The sequence below is a fragment of the Novosphingobium sp. GW835-FHT14H07 genome (genome assembly GCF_058793515.1).
In genome coordinates this window covers 73,971-90,155 of sequence record NZ_JBXAFX010000010.1, presented here as the reverse complement: position 1 = coordinate 90,155, position 16,185 = coordinate 73,971, and the positions used below count along the sequence as shown (strand labels likewise).

Annotated in this window: 21 protein-coding genes; 12 read left to right on the top strand and 9 right to left on the bottom strand. The window is 65.2% G+C overall.

Annotation, left to right across the window (positions count from 1 at the left end):
* Positions 1–2: 2 nt before the first annotated feature.
* From flgG to flgB, 6 genes are read right to left on the bottom strand one after another with little or no spacing between them, the layout of a single operon-like run.
* On the bottom strand, positions 3–791 hold the full coding sequence (gene flgG / locus AC1Q5P_RS11330) for a flagellar basal-body rod protein FlgG (RefSeq protein ID WP_039336161.1): 789 nt from the start codon (positions 789–791) through the stop codon (positions 3–5).
* Positions 792–809: 18 nt separating this feature from the next.
* The gene (locus AC1Q5P_RS11325; protein WP_492518986.1) at positions 810–1,562 is read right to left on the bottom strand and encodes a flagellar basal body rod protein FlgF; all 753 of its coding nucleotides are present in this window, start codon (positions 1,560–1,562) and stop codon (positions 810–812) included.
* A 26-nt stretch (positions 1,563–1,588) separates the two neighbouring features.
* Positions 1,589–2,416, bottom strand: a complete 828-nt coding sequence (locus AC1Q5P_RS11320; RefSeq protein WP_039336157.1) for a flagellar hook-basal body complex protein — start codon at positions 2,414–2,416, stop codon at positions 1,589–1,591.
* An 18-nt stretch (positions 2,417–2,434) separates the two neighbouring features.
* Positions 2,435–2,779 carry a flagellar hook assembly protein FlgD gene (locus AC1Q5P_RS11315; protein WP_492518985.1) on the bottom strand — a complete coding sequence of 115 codons (345 nt, stop codon included), beginning with the start codon at positions 2,777–2,779 and terminating at the stop codon, positions 2,435–2,437.
* On the bottom strand, positions 2,779–3,189 hold the full coding sequence (gene flgC / locus AC1Q5P_RS11310) for a flagellar basal body rod protein FlgC (protein ID WP_039336154.1): 411 nt from the start codon (positions 3,187–3,189) through the stop codon (positions 2,779–2,781). Before flgC ends, AC1Q5P_RS11315 begins: the two co-directional genes overlap by 1 nt.
* 3 nt (positions 3,190–3,192) lie before the next feature.
* Entirely contained in the window at positions 3,193–3,540 is a 348-nt protein-coding gene (flgB, locus tag AC1Q5P_RS11305; protein WP_039336152.1) for a flagellar basal body rod protein FlgB, read from the bottom strand.
* On the opposite strand from flgB, the gene AC1Q5P_RS11300 reads away from it, so the two are divergent.
* The 12 genes from AC1Q5P_RS11300 (at position 3,539) to AC1Q5P_RS11245 (ending at position 12,722) form a co-directional block, all read left to right on the top strand.
* Positions 3,539–3,739 (top strand): hypothetical protein, encoded by a 201-nt coding sequence (locus tag AC1Q5P_RS11300; protein ID WP_039336150.1) that lies wholly within the window; start codon positions 3,539–3,541, stop codon positions 3,737–3,739. The genes flgB and AC1Q5P_RS11300 overlap by 2 nt on opposite strands.
* A 17-nt stretch (positions 3,740–3,756) precedes the next feature.
* Positions 3,757–4,479 (top strand): MotA/TolQ/ExbB proton channel family protein, encoded by a 723-nt coding sequence (locus AC1Q5P_RS11295; protein WP_492518984.1) that lies wholly within the window; start codon positions 3,757–3,759, stop codon positions 4,477–4,479.
* On the top strand, positions 4,476–4,937 hold the full coding sequence (locus AC1Q5P_RS11290; RefSeq protein WP_193827657.1) for a hypothetical protein: 462 nt from the start codon (positions 4,476–4,478) through the stop codon (positions 4,935–4,937). Before AC1Q5P_RS11295 ends, AC1Q5P_RS11290 begins: the two co-directional genes overlap by 4 nt.
* 54 nt (positions 4,938–4,991) lie before the next feature.
* Positions 4,992–5,516 carry a flagella basal body P-ring formation protein FlgA gene (locus AC1Q5P_RS11285; RefSeq protein ID WP_492518983.1) on the top strand — a complete coding sequence of 175 codons (525 nt, stop codon included), beginning with the start codon at positions 4,992–4,994 and terminating at the stop codon, positions 5,514–5,516.
* A gap of 108 nt (positions 5,517–5,624) precedes the next feature.
* Complete coding sequence (gene flgM / locus AC1Q5P_RS11280; RefSeq protein ID WP_039336146.1) at positions 5,625–5,924, top strand: flagellar biosynthesis anti-sigma factor FlgM; 300 nt, start codon at positions 5,625–5,627, stop codon at positions 5,922–5,924.
* The gene (locus AC1Q5P_RS11275; RefSeq protein WP_052242566.1) at positions 5,924–6,271 is read left to right on the top strand and encodes a hypothetical protein; all 348 of its coding nucleotides are present in this window, start codon (positions 5,924–5,926) and stop codon (positions 6,269–6,271) included. Before flgM ends, AC1Q5P_RS11275 begins: the two co-directional genes overlap by 1 nt.
* Before the next feature lie 148 nt (positions 6,272–6,419).
* Positions 6,420–7,247: a hypothetical protein gene (locus AC1Q5P_RS11270; protein ID WP_039336144.1), complete on the top strand. Its 828-nt coding sequence runs from the start codon at positions 6,420–6,422 to the stop codon at positions 7,245–7,247.
* Positions 7,248–7,250: 3 nt separating this feature from the next.
* Positions 7,251–9,359, top strand: coding sequence for a flagellar biosynthesis protein FlhA (locus AC1Q5P_RS11265; RefSeq protein WP_492518982.1), 2,109 nt, complete (start codon positions 7,251–7,253; stop codon positions 9,357–9,359).
* Complete coding sequence (locus AC1Q5P_RS11260) at positions 9,356–10,090, top strand: sigma-70 family RNA polymerase sigma factor (protein WP_427467559.1); 735 nt, start codon at positions 9,356–9,358, stop codon at positions 10,088–10,090. Before AC1Q5P_RS11265 ends, AC1Q5P_RS11260 begins: the two co-directional genes overlap by 4 nt.
* Positions 10,091–10,157: 67 nt before the next feature.
* Entirely contained in the window at positions 10,158–11,138 is a 981-nt protein-coding gene (locus tag AC1Q5P_RS11255) for an NAD(P)H-dependent flavin oxidoreductase (RefSeq protein WP_492518981.1), read from the top strand.
* Positions 11,135–11,917 carry an SDR family oxidoreductase gene (locus tag AC1Q5P_RS11250; RefSeq protein WP_492518980.1) on the top strand — a complete coding sequence of 261 codons (783 nt, stop codon included), beginning with the start codon at positions 11,135–11,137 and terminating at the stop codon, positions 11,915–11,917. Before AC1Q5P_RS11255 ends, AC1Q5P_RS11250 begins: the two co-directional genes overlap by 4 nt.
* Before the next feature lie 10 nt (positions 11,918–11,927).
* Complete coding sequence (locus tag AC1Q5P_RS11245) at positions 11,928–12,722, top strand: SDR family oxidoreductase (protein ID WP_492518979.1); 795 nt, start codon at positions 11,928–11,930, stop codon at positions 12,720–12,722.
* A 45-nt stretch (positions 12,723–12,767) separates the two neighbouring features.
* Here the strand turns inward: AC1Q5P_RS11245 and AC1Q5P_RS11240 are convergent, their stop codons facing one another.
* The 3 genes from AC1Q5P_RS11240 to AC1Q5P_RS11230 form a co-directional block, all read right to left on the bottom strand.
* Positions 12,768–13,451 (bottom strand): L,D-transpeptidase family protein, encoded by a 684-nt coding sequence (locus AC1Q5P_RS11240; protein ID WP_062345818.1) that lies wholly within the window; start codon positions 13,449–13,451, stop codon positions 12,768–12,770.
* 113 nt (positions 13,452–13,564) lie between these two features.
* A complete protein-coding gene (locus AC1Q5P_RS11235; protein ID WP_492518978.1) occupies positions 13,565–14,791 on the bottom strand; it encodes a DUF418 domain-containing protein in 1,227 nt (408 codons plus the stop codon).
* A 4-nt stretch (positions 14,792–14,795) separates the two neighbouring features.
* Positions 14,796–15,929, bottom strand: coding sequence for an SPOR domain-containing protein (locus AC1Q5P_RS11230; protein ID WP_492518977.1), 1,134 nt, complete (start codon positions 15,927–15,929; stop codon positions 14,796–14,798).
* Positions 15,930–16,185 lie beyond the last annotated feature (256 nt).

Below are 16,185 nucleotides of genomic sequence, written 5' to 3'. Positions count from 1 at the left end.
TGTCACAGAGTCTGGTTCGCGTTCTGGAGCATGTCGTCGACGGCCGAGATCATCTTGGAATTGATCTCGTAGGCGCGCTGGCATTCGATCATGTCGACCAGTTCCTCGACCACGTTGACGTTCGAACCCTCAAGGTAGCCCTGGCGAATGTTGCCGCGTCCCAGTTCTCCCGGAACGCCCACCTGTGCCGCGCCCGAGGCTGCGGTTTCCTGCAGGAAGTTGTCACCCATCGACCTGAGGCCGCCCGGGTTGGCAAAGCTGGCGACGGTGATCTGGCCAAGCTGCGCGGGCTCGTTCTGCCCGGCAATGGTTGCAGATACGGTGCCGTCATTGGCGATGGTGATGGCGCTCGCGCCCTCGGGAATGGTGATCGCGGGGTTGAGCGGATAGCCCTGCGCGGTCACCAGCACGCCTTCCGCCGAGCGCGAGAAGTTTCCGGCGCGTGTGTAGGCCAGCTGTCCGCCCGGCATCGTCACCTGAAAGTAGCCGTCGCCATCGAGCGCAAGGTCGAGCGCGTTGCTGGTGCTTTGCAGCGTGCCCTGGCTGTCGATGCGGGTGGTCGCCTGCACGGCAACGCCGGTGCCGAGGTTGAGGCCCGTGGCATAGGCGGTCTCGTTCGACGATTGCTGACCCGCCACGCGCGCGTCCTGATAGGCAAGGGTGGCGAAGTTGGCGCGGTCGCGCTTGAAGCCGGTGGTGCCGACGTTGGCAAGATTGTTGGCAATCACGCGCATCCGCGTGTCCTGTGCCTCGAGACCGGTGCGGGCGACGTGAAGAGCTGAGCTGGGCATCGTGGGTTACCTTTGCGATCAGGAAATGCGCATCAGCGATGCGCTGGATTCGTCGACTTCCTTGGCCTGGGCGACGACCTTGGTGCGCATGTCGAACAGGCGCTGGGCTTCGACCATCTCGACAAGGATGCGGGTGGGATCGACATTGGACTGTTCAAGGCTGCCGACCATCAGCTTGGCCTTTTCGTCCTGCGGCAGGATGCCGGGCTGGCCATTCTGGCCGGGGACGCGGAACAGGCCATCAAGGCCTTTCTCGATCCTGCTGCCGGTGGTCGATGCGATCTTGATGCGCCCGACCAGCTGGGGGGGCTGGTCGGGCGTCTCGGGATTGGCGACGGAAACGCCGCCATCGGGGGAAATCGTGACCTTCGAGCCGAGCGGAACGGTGATCGGCCCGTTCTCGCCGATGACCGGTCGGCCATCGCCGTTTTCCAGAACGCCGCCCGCGCTGACCGCCAGATCGCCGCGCCGCGAATAGGCTTCGCTGCCATCTTCTGCCTGCAGTGCAAGCATGGTGTCGCCGGTGAGCGCAACGTCGAGCGGCTTGCCGGTGGAGATCAGCGTGCCCTGCGCCATCGACGATCCGCGCACTTCGCCTTCGGTCATTGCCCGCGCTTCGAGGCTGGGGCCCTTCAGCGTCATGGGCGTGGCGGTCAGCATCTCGGCGCGAAAGCCGATCGTCTGTGCGTTCGCCATGTTGCTGGCGATCACGCGCTGGCGCACGGTCGAACCGGTCATGCCGGAATAGGCGGTGTAGATCAGGCGGTCCATCGGTCAGGCTCCGGGAGCGTTCAGGATCAGCTTTGCAGCTGGATCACCGTCTGCGAGATCTGCGTTGCCGTATCGATCGCCTTTGCGTTGGCCTGGAAGTTGCGCTGCGCGGTGATCAGGCTGACCAGTTCTTCGGCGATGTCGACGTTCGAGCGTTCAAGAGCGCCCGAAAGCAACGAGCCGTACTGACCTGTGCTGGGCTGGCCAAACGTTGGGGCGCCCGAGATGCCGGTCGTCACCCAGTTGGATGAGCCGACCTGCTTCAGCCCTTGCGGCGCGATGAAGCTGGCCAGAGCGACCTTGCCGATGATCACGTTGGAACCATCGGCGTACGAGGCGGTCACGGCCCCATCGTCGCCCACGGTGATGCCGGCGAACTCGATCGGATTGCCGTTGGCGTCGGTTCCGTTGGTCGCTGGGATCAGCGCATCGGCAGGGGTGGTCGAGGTGATCGTGCCCACCGCATCCGTCGGGAAAACCTGCAGCCGGTTGCCCGAGCCATCGCTGATGTATCCTGCGCCATCGACCGTCAGGCTGCCGTTGCGGGTAAACAAGGTCTGGCCGGTGACGACATTTTTCGTGGTAAAGAAGCCATCGCCGTTGATGGCAAGGTCGAGCGCCGAACCCGTCTGCTCGACCGGACCGAGCGCGAAGTTCTGGTTAATCGATTCCACCGCCGCGCCGATGCCGACGACCAGCTTCGGGTTGGTGAAGGCGCTGCCCACCACGATGTCGGCAAACTCGGTGCGGCTCTTCTTGAAGCCGGTGGTTTCGGCATTTGCGATGTTGTGGCTGATTACGCCAAGATCGGTCTGGGCATTCTTGAGGCCGTTGAGCGAGGTGTAGAAGGACATGCGCGTCTCCTGCGGGGCTTAGGCGTTAGTCGAGGTCGAAGTGGGCTGGCTGGCTAGCAGTTGCGCCACGGTGCTGTTCAGCGTGTCGAGCTTGGTCGCGATGGCGGAAAGCGTTTCGGACTGCCCGGTAATGGTGCCGAGCGAGTCCTTCATGTCGTTGAGGTTCGACAGCGACGAGAACTGCGCCAGCTGGGCCAGCATCTGGGTGTTGTCGACCGGCTCGGTCGGGTCCTGGTTCTGCAACTGCGTGGTCAGCAGCTTGACGAAGTCCTCCGCGCCCATTGCGCCCCAGCCTTGGCCGGCTTTCGAGGAGGTAGTGGCGCCGTTGACGCCGGTGCTGGAAGTGGCGGAAGCGATCGACATTATTTCATCCTCATCGTTTCGAGCATGAGCTGCTTTGCGGTCTGCATCGCCTCGACCACGTTCTGGTACTGGCGCGAGCTTTCGAGCATCTCGACCATCTCGGCGTTCTCATCGACCGGTGCGGTCCAGACATCGCCATTGGCATCGGCGAGCGGGTGGCCCGGATCGTGCTGGCGAATGGGCGTGGCGTCCGAGCGCTGGACTGCGGCAACGCGCACGGTCGAAAGGCCATTGGCCTGATCGAGCTGCTCGGCAAAGACCGGACGCAGGGGGCGATAGGCCTCCTGTTCGGTCGTGGTGACGGTTCCGGCATTCGCGAGATTCGACGCGGCGGCGTTCATCCGCACGAGTTGCGCCGACATCGCCCGGCCGGTGACCTGGAACAGGGTAAGGGGAGTGCTGCCAGCCATGGCTTATTCTCCCTTGATCGCGCGGGTGATCGTCTCGACCCGGCCCTTGAGGAAGTTGAGCGTGGCCGAGTATCCTACGGCATTTTCGGCAAATGCCGTCTGTTCGGTCGCCATCTCCACCGTGTTGCCATCAAGGCTCGGCATTACCGGCACGCGGAAGCGCGTGGCCGAGGCGATCGCCTTGTCCTCGCTCATGCCGGCGTTGCGGGCCTTGAGCGCAGCTGCGAAGTCTATGTCCTTGGCCTTGAAGCCGGGCGTCGCGGCATTGGCGATGTTCGAGGTCAGCAGGCCCATGCGTTGCGAACGCAATTCCAGCGCCGCGCCGTGAATGCCGAAAAGGGAGTTGCTCATGGGGTTGCCTTCACTGGCTGTCAAAACTCTGCCGGTGTTTCAGCAAGGGGCGTGCCAATTGCCCGAAGGCGCCGGAAACCGGCACCATTCGAGGTACTGGCAGGCGATGACCGGCAAGGGCTTGCCGGATGGCGGCAGAAACGCGCCCGTCGCTTTGCAACAGACTGAAATTCCTGAAGGCGCGGCCGTTCTCTTGTGACAGGAGACGTTCCGCTCATGCCACCTGCCCTTCTTTTCGACGGCCTGTCATTGTCGATTGTCCTTGCCGGAACTGCGCTGGCCACCGTGCTGCGCTCGGGCCGGCATGAACTGGTGGTCACTGGCCGGGCCATTGCCGGACTGTTTGCGAAGCGCTTCTCTTCTGTTCAGGCCAAGGCTGATCTTGCCGCACAGGTTTCGGCAATCCGCCGCGATGGGCTGCTGCGCGCCAGCACCAGCGCGATCGGCGATCGCGAGTTCGACGACGTGACCGACGTGCTGATCCGCTCGCGCTCGCTCGATGCCTTGATCGAACGACACCATGACCATCGCCGCAACAGGATCGCGGCAGCCAACGCGGCTGTCCGCACATTGGCCCAAGCCGCCGAACTCGGGCCGGTGTTCGGCATGGTCGGCACGCTGGTCTCGCTCAGCCGCCTGCCCGCGACCGGGCTTGAACAAGGCGCACTCAGCGGCGCGATCTCGATGGCCGTGCTGACCACGCTTTATGGCCTGCTGCTGGCCAATCTCGTGCTTGCGCCCCTTTCCCGGGCGGTTGAGCGGCGCTCCCAGGACGAGGAACGGCACCGACAGGAGGTGATCGACTGGCTCTCGGCGCAGATCGAACCGGCCTTGCCATCCTCGCTGCACCCAACATCGGTATCTCTGGTATCCGGCGCTTCGCATGGGCACGGCCATGGAATGCGCCCCCAGCACGGCCATGGCGGCACCGCCGCATGATCGTTCGCGCCGGAACTGGGTGGCAATACGCCCTTGCCGACCTTTCCCTGATCCTCTTTCTCGCCACTGCTTCCGCGCTTTCCCAGGCAGGTGACAAGGCTCACCAGTCGGCCACTGCCGTCCTGCCCGTTGCCGCTGTTTCCGAAAGCGAACCCGTTGCGGTCTGGAGCGCGGGCAGCAACGCGCCACCCTTGGACACATGGTTGGGGCAGGTCGCCAAGGATCCTCGGCTCGAGGTGCGGATCGTCATCCGATATACTGGCGACAGCCGCTCAGCAGCGATGGCGCAGGCGGCGCAATTGGCTGAGAGTGGCGGCCCGCGCGCAAGTCAGGCGCGCATCTTCGTTGAGCCCGGCCAGCGTGCGGGGGCCAGCGTGACGCTGGTCTACACCAGCGAAGTCTCGGCCAGGCGGCAGACCAACGACGCGGCCCGTCCGGTGATCCAGTCTGGAACCTAGGGCTCTGGCACGATGATTGCTGGGCATGGGCATCTCCAGTCTGGATGCCTGAAAATGACCAATCGTAATGCTCTTGCCAGTACCCTTGTCGCCAGTGCGATCATTGCCTGCGCCGCTGCTGCGCCCTCTTCGGCGCAGTGCTCTCCGTTCCACGATCTCGTTGCGATCGACCGCGCCGTGGCGGCTTTTACCGGCGCCGGTATCGGTGAGCCAGGTGGCGCAACGCTGCCGGTTGACCGCCGTCTGCGCCTTGCTGCGTGCCGCTCGCCCTTGTCGCTAGACTGGCAGGGCAACCGGCAGGATACTGTTCTCGTCCAATGTCCCGATGCCGGAGGCTGGCGGCTTTTCGTGGCGCTATCCGGCAACGCCCGGCAAGCTCCTGCCGCTGCACCGGCAATCTCCCGCGGCGAAGCGGTAACGATCACTGCAGCGGGCGAGGGATTCTCGGTCGCGCAGTCAGGCGAAGCTTTGGATTCGGGTGCCTTGGGCAGCTGGATACGCGTGCGGACCAGTGCTCGCGCCACCCCGATCCGCGCGCGTATCGAGCGGCCCGGGCTTGTCGTCGTGCCTATCGACTGACGCCCGCGATCGCCAATTTTAACAAACCGGCAAAAATTTTCCGCTCCCGCCCTTAAGAGATCGGCAAGACCACCGTTCTTGCCTGTATCAAACGCTAGGAGCGGAACCATGTCACCTATTGAAATCGGTGCATCGCGCCCGGTTGGGCCGGTGCAGGTCAGTACGCCCAAGTCCACGAAGGCTGCAGTGGCGGCCCCGACCGTCGACAATGCCCCCGTTGCCGATGCCGGCGCAGCTGCACAGATCGAACGCTCTGTCGCACTCGACGCAGGGCAGGCCGCGCCGGTCGATGCCGAGCGGGTCAAGGACATCCGGCACGCCATCGAGACCGGAAACTACCCCATCATCCCCACCAAGATCGCCGACGCCATGATCGCGGCCGGCATGCTGCTGAGGACTGCACAGTAATGGCCACCTCTACCGTTGCTCGCCCATCGGACCTTCGCGAGACGCTTCGGCAGATGCTTGCCGTCCTGCAGCAGGAGCGGCATGCGCTTGCCGGGCTCGATCTCGACATGATCATGGGCTGCGCATCGAACAAGGCGGACTTGTGCGGCACGCTCGCCGATGTCGACCAGACCCTGGTGGACGAGGAATGCCGTGGCCTTCTTGAAGCCGCGCGCCGCCAGAACGAGGCCAATCGCAAGGTCCGCAACCTGATTGCGGCCAATGTCTCGGCCCGTCTCGACGCGCTTTCGGGATCGGCGCCGCTCTACCGCGCGAACCCGCAGGTCCACCGCCTTCGCACGGCCTGATTCCCGGGCGCTCCCAAATTGGCACGCCCCTTGCTGAACGCTCTCCGACACGCCGCCAACCTGCGGCCGGAAGGACAGTTCAGTGAGTTCAGCCGAGACCTTTGCCTTACCCCAATCCCCGGCCGCCATCAGCGGAGCCGGGGTAAGCGTGCGTGGGGCAATCGCCGGGGCCGCGCAGGCTACGGGCACCGACTTTGCCTATCTCATGGCGCAGGCCAAGCTGGAGTCGAGCCTGGATCCGTCCGCCCGGTCGCGCACATCGAGTGCTTCGGGGCTCTACCAGTTCACCACCGGAACCTGGCTGCGCACGCTCGAAAAGCATGGCGCCGAGCACGGCCTCGCCTGGGCCAGTGACATGATCCGCAGCGGCGCGGCGAGCGATCCTGCTGCCCGCGCCCAGTTGCTTGCACTGCGTTTCGATCCGCAAGTCGCCGCAACGATGGCGGGTGAGCTGGCGGGCGACAATGGCGATTACCTGAGCGGGGTGCTCGGCCGACAGCCTGACCATGCCGAGCTTTACCTTGCCCATTTCTTCGGAGCCGAAGGGGCAGGGCGCTTCCTGACCGCCTTGGGCAACGATCCCTCGCAATCGGCGGCCGCCTTGCTGCCTTCGGCAGCGGCTGCCAATCGCTCCACCTTCTACGACCGCAGCGGATCGCCGCGCTCGGTCAGCGACGTCATGTCCCTTATCCGCAACCGCATGGCAGCAGCCAGCGAGGGTGCAAGCGGCGACGAAGCGCTGCAATGGGCCGCGAGCTTGGGCGTCACCCCGGCCACGGCGCAGGCGCAGCAATTCACCGGCGGACCGATCGCCCGCGAATTCCAGAGCGCGGCGGCAGGTAGCGGCAATCCTGTGCCGGCGGCAGCCAGCTCGATGGCCGATACACTCAAGCAGGCCTTCGCCCTCAACGACGGCGCATCGGCGCCCGCGCATGTGCGGCAGGCCTATGGCCGCCTTTCGGCAATGGGGCTCTAGGCCATGCTGAAGCGCTTCGGCTCCCCCGCCGCGATGGCCTTGCCCGCTGGCATCCTCATGCTCATCGTCCTGATGGTCGTGCCGATCCCGGCCATCCTGCTCGACGTATTCTTCGTGCTGAACATGGCGCTTTCGGTCGCCATCCTGATGGCGGCGATGAATGCTGAAAAGCCGCTCGATTTCTCGGCGTTCCCCTCGGTCCTGCTTTTTGCCACGCTGCTGCGTCTGGCACTCAACGTCGCATCCACACGCATCGTGCTGGTGAATGGCCATGAGGGCGGCGCGGCAGCAGGCCACGTCATCGAGGCCTTCGGCGCATTCCTGATCGGCGGCAACTTTGCGGTCGGCCTGTTCGTCTTCATGATCCTGATGATCATCAACATGGTCGTCGTCACCAAGGGCGCGGGCCGCGTCTCGGAAGTGTCCGCGCGCTTCACGCTTGACGCCCTGCCGGGCAAGCAGATGGCGATCGACTCCGATCTCGCCGCTGGCCTGCTCACGGCCGATGAAGCCAAGGCACGCCGCCGCGAAGTTGCGACCGAGGCCGATTTCTACGGCTCGATGGACGGCTCGTCCAAGTTCGTGAAGGGCGATGCCATCGCCGCGCTGCTGATCCTGGGGGTGAACATCATTGCCGGCTTCTGCCTCGGCATGATCAGCCACGGCTTGACCGCATCCCAAGCCGCAGAGTTCTATATCACGCTCGCCATCGGCGATGCGCTGGTGGCCCAGGTCCCCTCGCTCCTGCTCTCGATCGCCGCTGCCGTGATCGTCACCCGCGTGTCGGACAGCCGCGACCTTACCGGCCAGATCGGCGGCCAGTTCGCCAACCCTGCCATCTGGCTGCCCGTTGCCGTGATCATGGGTGCGATCGGCGCGATTCCGGCGATGCCGCAGATCGTGTTCCTGCCTGCCGCCGCGCTTGCCGGTTGGCTGTGGTGGGCGCTCAAGAAGCGCGCCGAACGCCCGGTGGTCGAGCCCGTCGTCGCGCCAGAGCCGATCGATCCCAACCGCATCACGCTCGAGGATGTCAGCGACCACACCCTTGTGACCATCGAGATGGGCTATGGCCTGATCCATCTGGTCGACGAAAGGCGCGGCTCACCGCTGGTCGCCAGGCTCACCGGCGTGCGCAAGCAGCTCAGCCAGGCCTTCGGCTTCATCGTTCCCCAGTTCCGCGTGCGGGATTCGCTGGAACTTGGCGCCAAGGCCTACCGTATCCTGCTCGGCGGCGTGCCCGTCGGCGTTGCCGACATGCGCCCCGAAAAGATCCTCGCCATCGATGCGGGCGACGCCAGCCCGGACCATGGCCTGCGCGGCGAAGCCACCCGCGATCCCAGCTTCGGCTGCCCGGCTATCTGGATCGATCCGGCGCAGCGCGATCTGGCCATTGCCGAGGGTTTCCTCACGGTCGATGCCAGCACCGTGGTCGCCACCCATCTCAATCAGGTTCTGGGCGACCGTCCCTCGGCGCTGCTCGGCCCTGACGAGGTCAAGGCCATTCTCGAGGGTGTCAAGGAACGCGCCGCGGGCCTTGTCGAGACGATCCATCCGCAGCCGATGTCCCTGGGTGCGCTTACCCGCCTGTTCCATGCCCTGCTCGACGACGGCATCTCCATCGCCCACCCGCTCCCGATCCTTTCGGCGCTGAGCGAGGCACTGCAGCAGACGAACGACCACGATCGCTTGGTGGACCTGCTGCGCGCAGACCTTGGTGCCATGATCGTCGGGCGCATTTGCGGTCCTGACGAGTGCCTGCCTGTCGTCACGCTCGAAGCCGGGCTCGAACAGATGATCGTTGGCGGAATGCACGATCCTGCCACCGGCCAGCCGGTGATAGAACCCGATCTCGCGCGCGGCATCGGCGAGCGCATCTCCACGCTGATCGCCGAGCGCGGGCCTGCCGCGCCATCGATTGCCCTGATCGTCCAGCCCCGCGCTCGCCGCCCGCTTGCCGCATTGCTGCGCCTGCGCGCGCCGAACTGCCTTGTCATGTCGATTTCCGAACTGCCGCCTTCGCAGCCGATCGAGGTCATCTCGGTCATCGGCGGAGAAGCACCGCCGCAACCTGCCCGTCCAGAGCTGCCTATCCCTGAGGGACTTGCCGCATGAAACACGACCATCGCGGTTTCGCCGCCGCCCGCGCCTATGCGAAGAACGAGGCCGCCGACAGAATCCGCCGCTTCCTGCCGCTGGTGAAACGCCTTGCCTGGCACGTCCACGGATCGGGCCGAGCCGGGATCGAGATCGAGGACCTCATCCAGGCCGGCTTGGTGGCGCTGACCGAATGCGCCCAGCGCCACGATGGCCCCACCGAGGATGGCTTTGCCGCCTATGCCAAGCTGCGCGTGCGTGGCGCCATGGTCGACCTTGTGCGCCGCTCGACGCCGCTCTCGCGCTCGGCGACCGAACGCCGTCGGCTTCTGCGCGAGAAGACCACGGCGCTGACGAACGATCTCGGTCGTCCGCCCAGTGATGCCGAACTTGCCGCTGCCATGGGCCTGACCGAGCGCGAGCTGGCAGACCAGCAGGCCGCCGACGAACCCCTGCGCTTCGAAACCATCGACGATGCCTATTCCGACAGCAACGCTGCCTTTGCTGACGATCGCCCGGATGCCTTCGCCATGCTCGCGGATGACGAGATGCGCGGCGCGGTAGCGTCGGCGGTCGCCGACTTGCCGGAGCGGCTGCAGATGATCATTCAGCTCTACTTCGTCGAGGAACTGAACCTTGCCGAAATCGCCGAAGTCCTCGGCGTCAGCATCCCGCGGGTCCACCAGTTGAAGGCCCAGGCACTCGACAAGCTGCGGTCAGCGCTGGGCGAGGGCTACGATATTCTCTGACCCCGCTTGCCAAGTTCCCTGAGTCAGTTTAACCGATCAGTTAAACGCGCATTGGGGAGAGGCAGGAATGGCGATCAGGACCCGTATCACCGAAATGCTCGGCATCGAGCATCCGATCGTGCAGGGCGGGATGATGAATGTCGGCTATGCCGAATTGGCGGCTGCGGTCTCGAACGCCGGTGGCCTCGGCATCATCACGGCGCTGACCCAGCCCAGCCCGCAAGCCTTGCGCGAAGAGATCGAGCGCACCCGCGCGATGACCGACAAGCCCTTCGGCGTGAACATGACGATCTTCCCGACCGTCAATTCGCCGGACTACAAGGCCTATGCCCAGGCGATCATCGATGGCGGCGTGAAGATCGTCGAAACGGCGGGCACGCAGGCCGTCCGCGAGATCTGGGAAATGCTCAAGCCGCACGGCGTGACGATCCTGCACAAGTGCACCGCCGTGCGCCACGCGCTTTCTGCCGAGCGCGCCGGGTGCGACATCATCTCGATCGATGGCTTCGAATGTGCTGGCCACCCCGGAGAAGACGACATTCCGGGCCTGATCCTGATTCCGGCGGCTGCCGACAAGGTGAAGATCCCGCTGCTCGCCAGCGGCGGCTTCGGCGATGGGCGCGGCCTTGTCGCGGCGCTTTCGCTCGGCGCCGAGGGCATCAACATGGGCACCCGCTTCTGCGCGACGGTCGAGGCGCCGATCCACGACAACGTCAAGCAGGCCTATATCGACAACGACGAGCGCGGCAGCTTCCTGATCTTCCGCAATTTCAAGAACACCGCCCGCGTCGGCCGTAGCGAAGTGTCGGAAGAAGTCGTCCGCCGCCTGTCGAAGCCCGATGCGAAGTTCGAAGACGTGCAGGAACTGGTCAACGGCCGCGCCGGCAAGCAACTGCTCGAGACTGGCGACTTGTCCAAGGGCGTGTTCTGGGCGGGCATGGTGCAGGGCCTGATTCACGATATCCCGACCTGCCAGCAACTGATCGAGCGCATCGTTGGCGATGCCGAAAGCATCATCCGCGGTCGCCTCGGAAGCCTGCTGGCATGAAGATCGATGGTTCGATCAGCGCTGTCGTCACCGGGGGCGCATCCGGGCTCGGCCGCGCGACAGCAGAAGCACTGGCCGCGGCGGGCGTGAAGGTCGCGATCTTCGACGCCAACGAGGAGCAGGGCGAAGCCGTGGCTCAGGCCATCGGCGGCCTGTTCTGCAAGGTCGACATTACCTCGGAGGACTCGGTCGTCGCAGGCTTCACCAAGGCGCGCGCGGCCCACGGGCAGGAGCGCGTGTGCGTCCACTGCGCGATGACCCATCGCAAGGGCAAGACCGTCAGCCGCAACCGCGAGACCGGCGAGTTCACAAGACTTTCGACCGAGGACTACGAGTACGCCGCGCAGGGCATCCTGATTGCCAGTTACCGCATCGCCTCGCTCTCGGCGCTGGGCATGGCGAGCCTCGAACCGCTCGAAGATGGCGAACGCGGTTCGATCATCCTCACCGCCTCGGTCGCGGCGCAGGACGCGCAAGTGGGGCAGGTGGCCTACGGCTCGCTCAAGGCCGGGGTCAACGGCCTCGTCCTGCCGATGGCGCGCGACCTGATGGACCTCGGCATCCGCGTCAACGCGATCATGCCGGGGATCTTCGGCACGCCACTGCTGGGCCGGCTGCCCGACAAGGTGCTCGACAGCCTCAACGCTTCCGTCCCGTTCCCCAAGCGCCTCGGCAAGCCCGAGGAGTTCGCCAGCCTTGCCATGGAACTGGTCCGCAACAGCTATTTCAACGGCCAGGCGATCCGTCTTGACGGCGCGATCCGCATGGCCCCCCGCTGAGGATTTCCGCATGACCCACTCCCCGTTCCGTGACGACGTCCTCGCCGGAAAGACCGCGTTCATCGCGGGCGGCACCAGCGGCATCAACCTTGGCATTGCCAGGCGCTTTGCAGAACTCGGCGCCCGCGTGGCGGTGCTTGGCCGCAATCCCGAGAAGGCCGCCAACGCTGCTGCCGAGATCGGCCATGACGCTGTATGGCGAGCCGCCGACGTGCGTGATTACGGCGCGATCTGCGAAGCGATGAAGTCCGTGCGCGATGAAATCGGCGCGCTCGACATTGTCATCTCGGGCGCGGCGGGCAACTTCCTAGCGCCCGTCCTCGGCATGTCGGCCAATGCCTTCAAGACCGTGGTCGATATCGATCTGCTCGGCACGTTCAACGTATTTCGCGGCTGCCACGAACTACTCAACCCCGGCGCCTCGCTGATCGCGATCACGGCGGGGCAAGCCGAACAGGCGATGGCGATGCAGGCCCATGCCTGCGCGGCCAAGGCCGGGATCAATCAGCTTGTCCGCACGCTTGCGATTGAGTGGGGCCCGGACGTACGTGTCAACGGCATCTCGCCTGGGCCGATTGCGGACACCGAAGGCATGGCGCGTCTTGCACCCGACGAGACCACCCGGCAGGCACACTACGCCCGCATCCCGATGAAGCGCTGGGGTACAGCTTATGAGATTGCTGAAGCTGCAGTCTACCTGTCCACCCCCGCCGCCAGCTACGTGACCGGCGCAATTCTCGATGTCGACGGGGGCAGCTCGGTCGGCGATGCTTCAAGGACCAGCACGAGCAAAGGACTGGCCTGATCTTGCTCCCCTCCCTCAAGCGGGAGGGTTGGAGGTGGGCACTCGTCAGCTGGCGTGTTCGCCTGTCAGGATCGGGTCGCCCACCTGCATGGTCCTGCCGTCGGTAACGATCACCTTGTCGCCCAGGCTGGCGATGCGGAACAGCTTTTCGGCAAAGGCATCGGGCACGCCAATGCAGCCATTGGTGGCATAGCCCTTTTCCACCTTGCTGCCGTGGATCGAGATACCGTCGTTGGTCAGGCGCATCATCCACGGCATTGGCGCGTCGTAGATGTTCGATACGTGGTCGGCGTCCTTTTCGGTGATCGGGAAAACGCCGGTCGGGGTCGGCTTCTCGCCATAGCCCTTGAGGATCGCCGCCGCACCGATCTCGTGCCCGTCGCGGAATACCGAGATGACCCGTGCGGCAAGGTCGACGGTCACCACCAGCGCGCCCGAAGCAGGTGCGCGGCTTTCGTCCCAGTAGAACTTGCCGAAGCGGATCGGCTCGTTGATCGGCAGGATCGACTTGACCACGAACGGCCCGTCGACCGGCTTTGGCGCCACGGCGGGAACGGGCTTGGGCACTGCGACCATGGCAGGCGCGGCTTCTGCAGTGCCGTTGCCAAAGGCGATTTGCGCGATGTCTTGTCCGGCGTGGAAGGCGAGCAATGAAGCGGCGCCCGTGGCGATCATGCCCAACGGCATCCGCACCCAGCGCTTTGTCCACCAACCCGATTGCCCGGCCATTCGCGCCACTCCTTTCCCGTTAAGGAATAGGCGTTAACGCTTGGGGGTGCCAGTCCCGATCCGCCCGCGTCCCGCTGCGGGACGGCGGGGATTTGGCAGATTACCAAGCTTGGTTAACGCGCCCCAAGCGCCAGTCGGCGCCACGCCCGCTCCAGCGGACCTTGCCCGAAACGCCGCAGCCAACACTGTGGCCAGGCCAGCATCGCCACCCAGCCCAGCAGCACGAACGCCGGAAGCCAGGCGCGCGGCATCTCCGGCCCAAGGCCAAGGGCGTACCCCGAGAAGATCGCCGTCATCAGCACGGTCGTCCCGAGATAGTTGCTGAACGCACAGCGCCCCGCGGCGGCCAGCGCCTTGCCGATCCGCCACTGCCGCACGGTTGGGAAGATCAGAACCAGCAAGGCGGCATAGCCCAGTGCCATCAGCAGGTGCGGCAGGGCCATGCCGTCCTCGATCGCCAGAAACATTGCCTGCGGCGGCCAGCCGTGCCCTTCCAGCCACCGCACCGCAATAACGGTCGGGACCCCACCGATGACAATGCCCGACCCGGCCAGCATCGCCAGCCGCCGGCGTGGCCAGCCCGTGAAGAACCCGCCGCGCACCATCGCCATGCCCAGCAGCATCAGCGGCACCGTCTCGGTGAAGGTTGAAAGCGTTGTGGTCAGAGGCTGGAGGGGGTTGTCGGTCAGCTTGAGCCAGATTGCCTGGAGGAACCCCGCGTTCAGCACAGCGGTGTCCTTTGCCACCGACGCGGCAATGCGCCCCACCATCGCGGCATGTCCGGCAACGTCGGGCTGGGACGCAGTGCCCGCCAGCACTGCCTGCTCGGTCAGCGCGCCGGGCAGGGCGGTCAGCGCTTCGATAACGTGAACCAGCACGTAGAAGGGCAGGGCGATCAGTACCAGCTGTCGCGGCTCCAGCCGGCGCAGCAGCAGCGCAGCCAAGCCGCACACCGCGTAGAGAAACAGGATGTCGCCCCACCACAGCAGCGCGAAGTGCAGGTAGCCGAACAGCGCGAGCCACAGCAGCCGCCGGATTTGCGCTACGTCAGGGTCCACGCCCTTGCGCTCCGCAGCTTGGGCGAACAGCACCATGCTGGCTCCGAACAGCATGCTGAACAGCGCCCGCATCTTGCCCTCGAACACCACGAAGGCAAACGCGAACCAGCCGTAAGAGGCAGGCTCGGCTCTGGGTATCGCCGGGGAGAAGGTGGCGAGCGAGGGCCCCCAGAACCCGGTGACATTGATCGCCAGAATCCCCAGCACGGCCACGCCGCGCAGGAAATCGATCGCGTCTATGCGGGCAGTGGCAGCGCGGGTAGGGGGAAGGTCTTCGTCCAAGTCATCAGGGCTTTACCACCAGGCAAGTGAAGCCACCAGCCTTGAGCGCGCCGCAAGCCCTGTCTGCCTCGGCCTGACCGGCAAACCCCCCGGCAAGCAGGCGCGTGACCGAACCGGACGGAAGATCGATGCGGCCGTGGCCTGCCAGTTCGGGTCGGGCCTTGACCTTGCTCCACAGCCCATCCGCATTGGACTTGACGCCGAATGCACCCAGCTGGATGCGCCAGTTGCCTTTGGCCTGTGGGGCAGGGGGAACAGGAGCAGCGGCAGCAGGCTTCGGCGCTTTGGGTGCGACCGGCTTTGCTGCCGGAAGTTCCGCCATTTGCGCAGCAGCCGATGGTGCCTTCACGATCGGCTTTGCTGCCGGGGTATTGCTGCCGACCACGCGCTTGGGGGCGGGCAGAGGCACCGGATTGGCAAAGTCGGCGCCTGCGGTAATGATCGATGGCGGCACCTCTGTCTTCTCCAGCGAGCTCGTCGGGGTGCTCGGACGGACCGGCGCGGTCGGCATGGCCTTGGCACCCAGATCGGCCGCCGCAAACTGCTCCGCGCGCTTGGCCTGTGCCTTCTGTTCAAGGTCGGCCGCCAGCGATACGCCAAGCTGGCGCTGTTCGAGCGGGACCATGTTGTCCATCATGGCCAGCGCCCGCGTGGCCTGTTCCAGCCCGTTCGACGAGGCCCGGCTCATCAGGGCATAGGCGCGAACCCAGTCCTTGCCCACCGTGTCGCCATTGAAGTGCGCAATGCCCAGGATGTACATCGCGCGCGGCTCGCCGCGTTCGGCCGATGCCTGCAGGAAAGGCATGGCATCGGCCTTGCGGTTGTCCTGGAACAGCAACAGCCCCAGCGTGTCTGACGCCTTGATATGGCCCTGCTCTGCGGCCTTGCGATACCATGCTTCGGCGCGCTTCAGGTCCTGCGGCACCCCTTTGCCCAGCTTGTAGGCCTGCCCCATGTTGAACTGCGCATCGGCATCGCCCTTGGCAGCAGGGCCGAGCCATTCCTTCACCGCCGCTTCATGCTCCCCGCGCGACCACGCCTCGACGCCCGTCTTGGTATCGGCCTGTGCCGGAGCAGCGGTAAGCATCATCGCCGCAGCGGTGATCGCCAGACTGGAATTGCGCTTGAAGTCTCTCATGGTCGCCAAAGTCCGTCCCGGTGGAATGCCAGTAAAAAGTCTTGTCCCGATCGTTCCTGCAACCCGCAGCCACCCCGTTCGGTCAGTGCCAGTTGCGATCCTGGCCTTGCTGCGCGAGCCGTATAGTCAACGAGGCGTTAGCGAAGTCTTAGCAACGGATTGTGGCTGAAAAGTGCAGTGGCCCCGACGTCTGGCCGTAGCACGTCGCCGATTGGCCATTCGCGGAATGGAACCGACGTTAACCGAAATTTCAGCC

What these genes read in the sequence shown, in the direction of transcription:
- AC1Q5P_RS11230 (WP_492518977.1), bottom strand. Translation starts at nt 15,929, where the DNA reads ATGAGAGACTTCAAGCGCAATTCCAGTCTGGCGATCACCGCTGCGGCG.
- AC1Q5P_RS11325 (WP_492518986.1), bottom strand. Translation starts at nt 1,562, where the DNA reads ATGGACCGCCTGATCTACACCGCCTATTCCGGCATGACCGGTTCGACC.
- AC1Q5P_RS11240 (WP_062345818.1), bottom strand. Translation starts at nt 13,451, where the DNA reads ATGGCCGGGCAATCGGGTTGGTGGACAAAGCGCTGGGTGCGGATGCCG.
- flgM (WP_039336146.1), top strand. Translation starts at nt 5,625, where the DNA reads ATGTCACCTATTGAAATCGGTGCATCGCGCCCGGTTGGGCCGGTGCAG.
- AC1Q5P_RS11250 (WP_492518980.1), top strand. Translation starts at nt 11,135, where the DNA reads ATGAAGATCGATGGTTCGATCAGCGCTGTCGTCACCGGGGGCGCATCC.
- AC1Q5P_RS11320 (WP_039336157.1), bottom strand. Translation starts at nt 2,416, where the DNA reads ATGTCCTTCTACACCTCGCTCAACGGCCTCAAGAATGCCCAGACCGAT.
- AC1Q5P_RS11245 (WP_492518979.1), top strand. Translation starts at nt 11,928, where the DNA reads ATGACCCACTCCCCGTTCCGTGACGACGTCCTCGCCGGAAAGACCGCG.
- flgB (WP_039336152.1), bottom strand. Translation starts at nt 3,540, where the DNA reads ATGAGCAACTCCCTTTTCGGCATTCACGGCGCGGCGCTGGAATTGCGT.
- AC1Q5P_RS11275 (WP_052242566.1), top strand. Translation starts at nt 5,924, where the DNA reads ATGGCCACCTCTACCGTTGCTCGCCCATCGGACCTTCGCGAGACGCTT.
- AC1Q5P_RS11260 (WP_427467559.1), top strand. Translation starts at nt 9,356, where the DNA reads ATGAAACACGACCATCGCGGTTTCGCCGCCGCCCGCGCCTATGCGAAG.
- AC1Q5P_RS11265 (WP_492518982.1), top strand. Translation starts at nt 7,251, where the DNA reads ATGCTGAAGCGCTTCGGCTCCCCCGCCGCGATGGCCTTGCCCGCTGGC.
- flgG (WP_039336161.1), bottom strand. Translation starts at nt 791, where the DNA reads ATGCCCAGCTCAGCTCTTCACGTCGCCCGCACCGGTCTCGAGGCACAG.
- AC1Q5P_RS11315 (WP_492518985.1), bottom strand. Translation starts at nt 2,779, where the DNA reads ATGTCGATCGCTTCCGCCACTTCCAGCACCGGCGTCAACGGCGCCACT.
- AC1Q5P_RS11290 (WP_193827657.1), top strand. Translation starts at nt 4,476, where the DNA reads ATGATCGTTCGCGCCGGAACTGGGTGGCAATACGCCCTTGCCGACCTT.
- AC1Q5P_RS11255 (WP_492518981.1), top strand. Translation starts at nt 10,158, where the DNA reads ATGGCGATCAGGACCCGTATCACCGAAATGCTCGGCATCGAGCATCCG.
- AC1Q5P_RS11285 (WP_492518983.1), top strand. Translation starts at nt 4,992, where the DNA reads ATGACCAATCGTAATGCTCTTGCCAGTACCCTTGTCGCCAGTGCGATC.
- AC1Q5P_RS11300 (WP_039336150.1), top strand. Translation starts at nt 3,539, where the DNA reads ATGGGGTTGCCTTCACTGGCTGTCAAAACTCTGCCGGTGTTTCAGCAA.
- flgC (WP_039336154.1), bottom strand. Translation starts at nt 3,189, where the DNA reads ATGGCTGGCAGCACTCCCCTTACCCTGTTCCAGGTCACCGGCCGGGCG.
- AC1Q5P_RS11295 (WP_492518984.1), top strand. Translation starts at nt 3,757, where the DNA reads ATGCCACCTGCCCTTCTTTTCGACGGCCTGTCATTGTCGATTGTCCTT.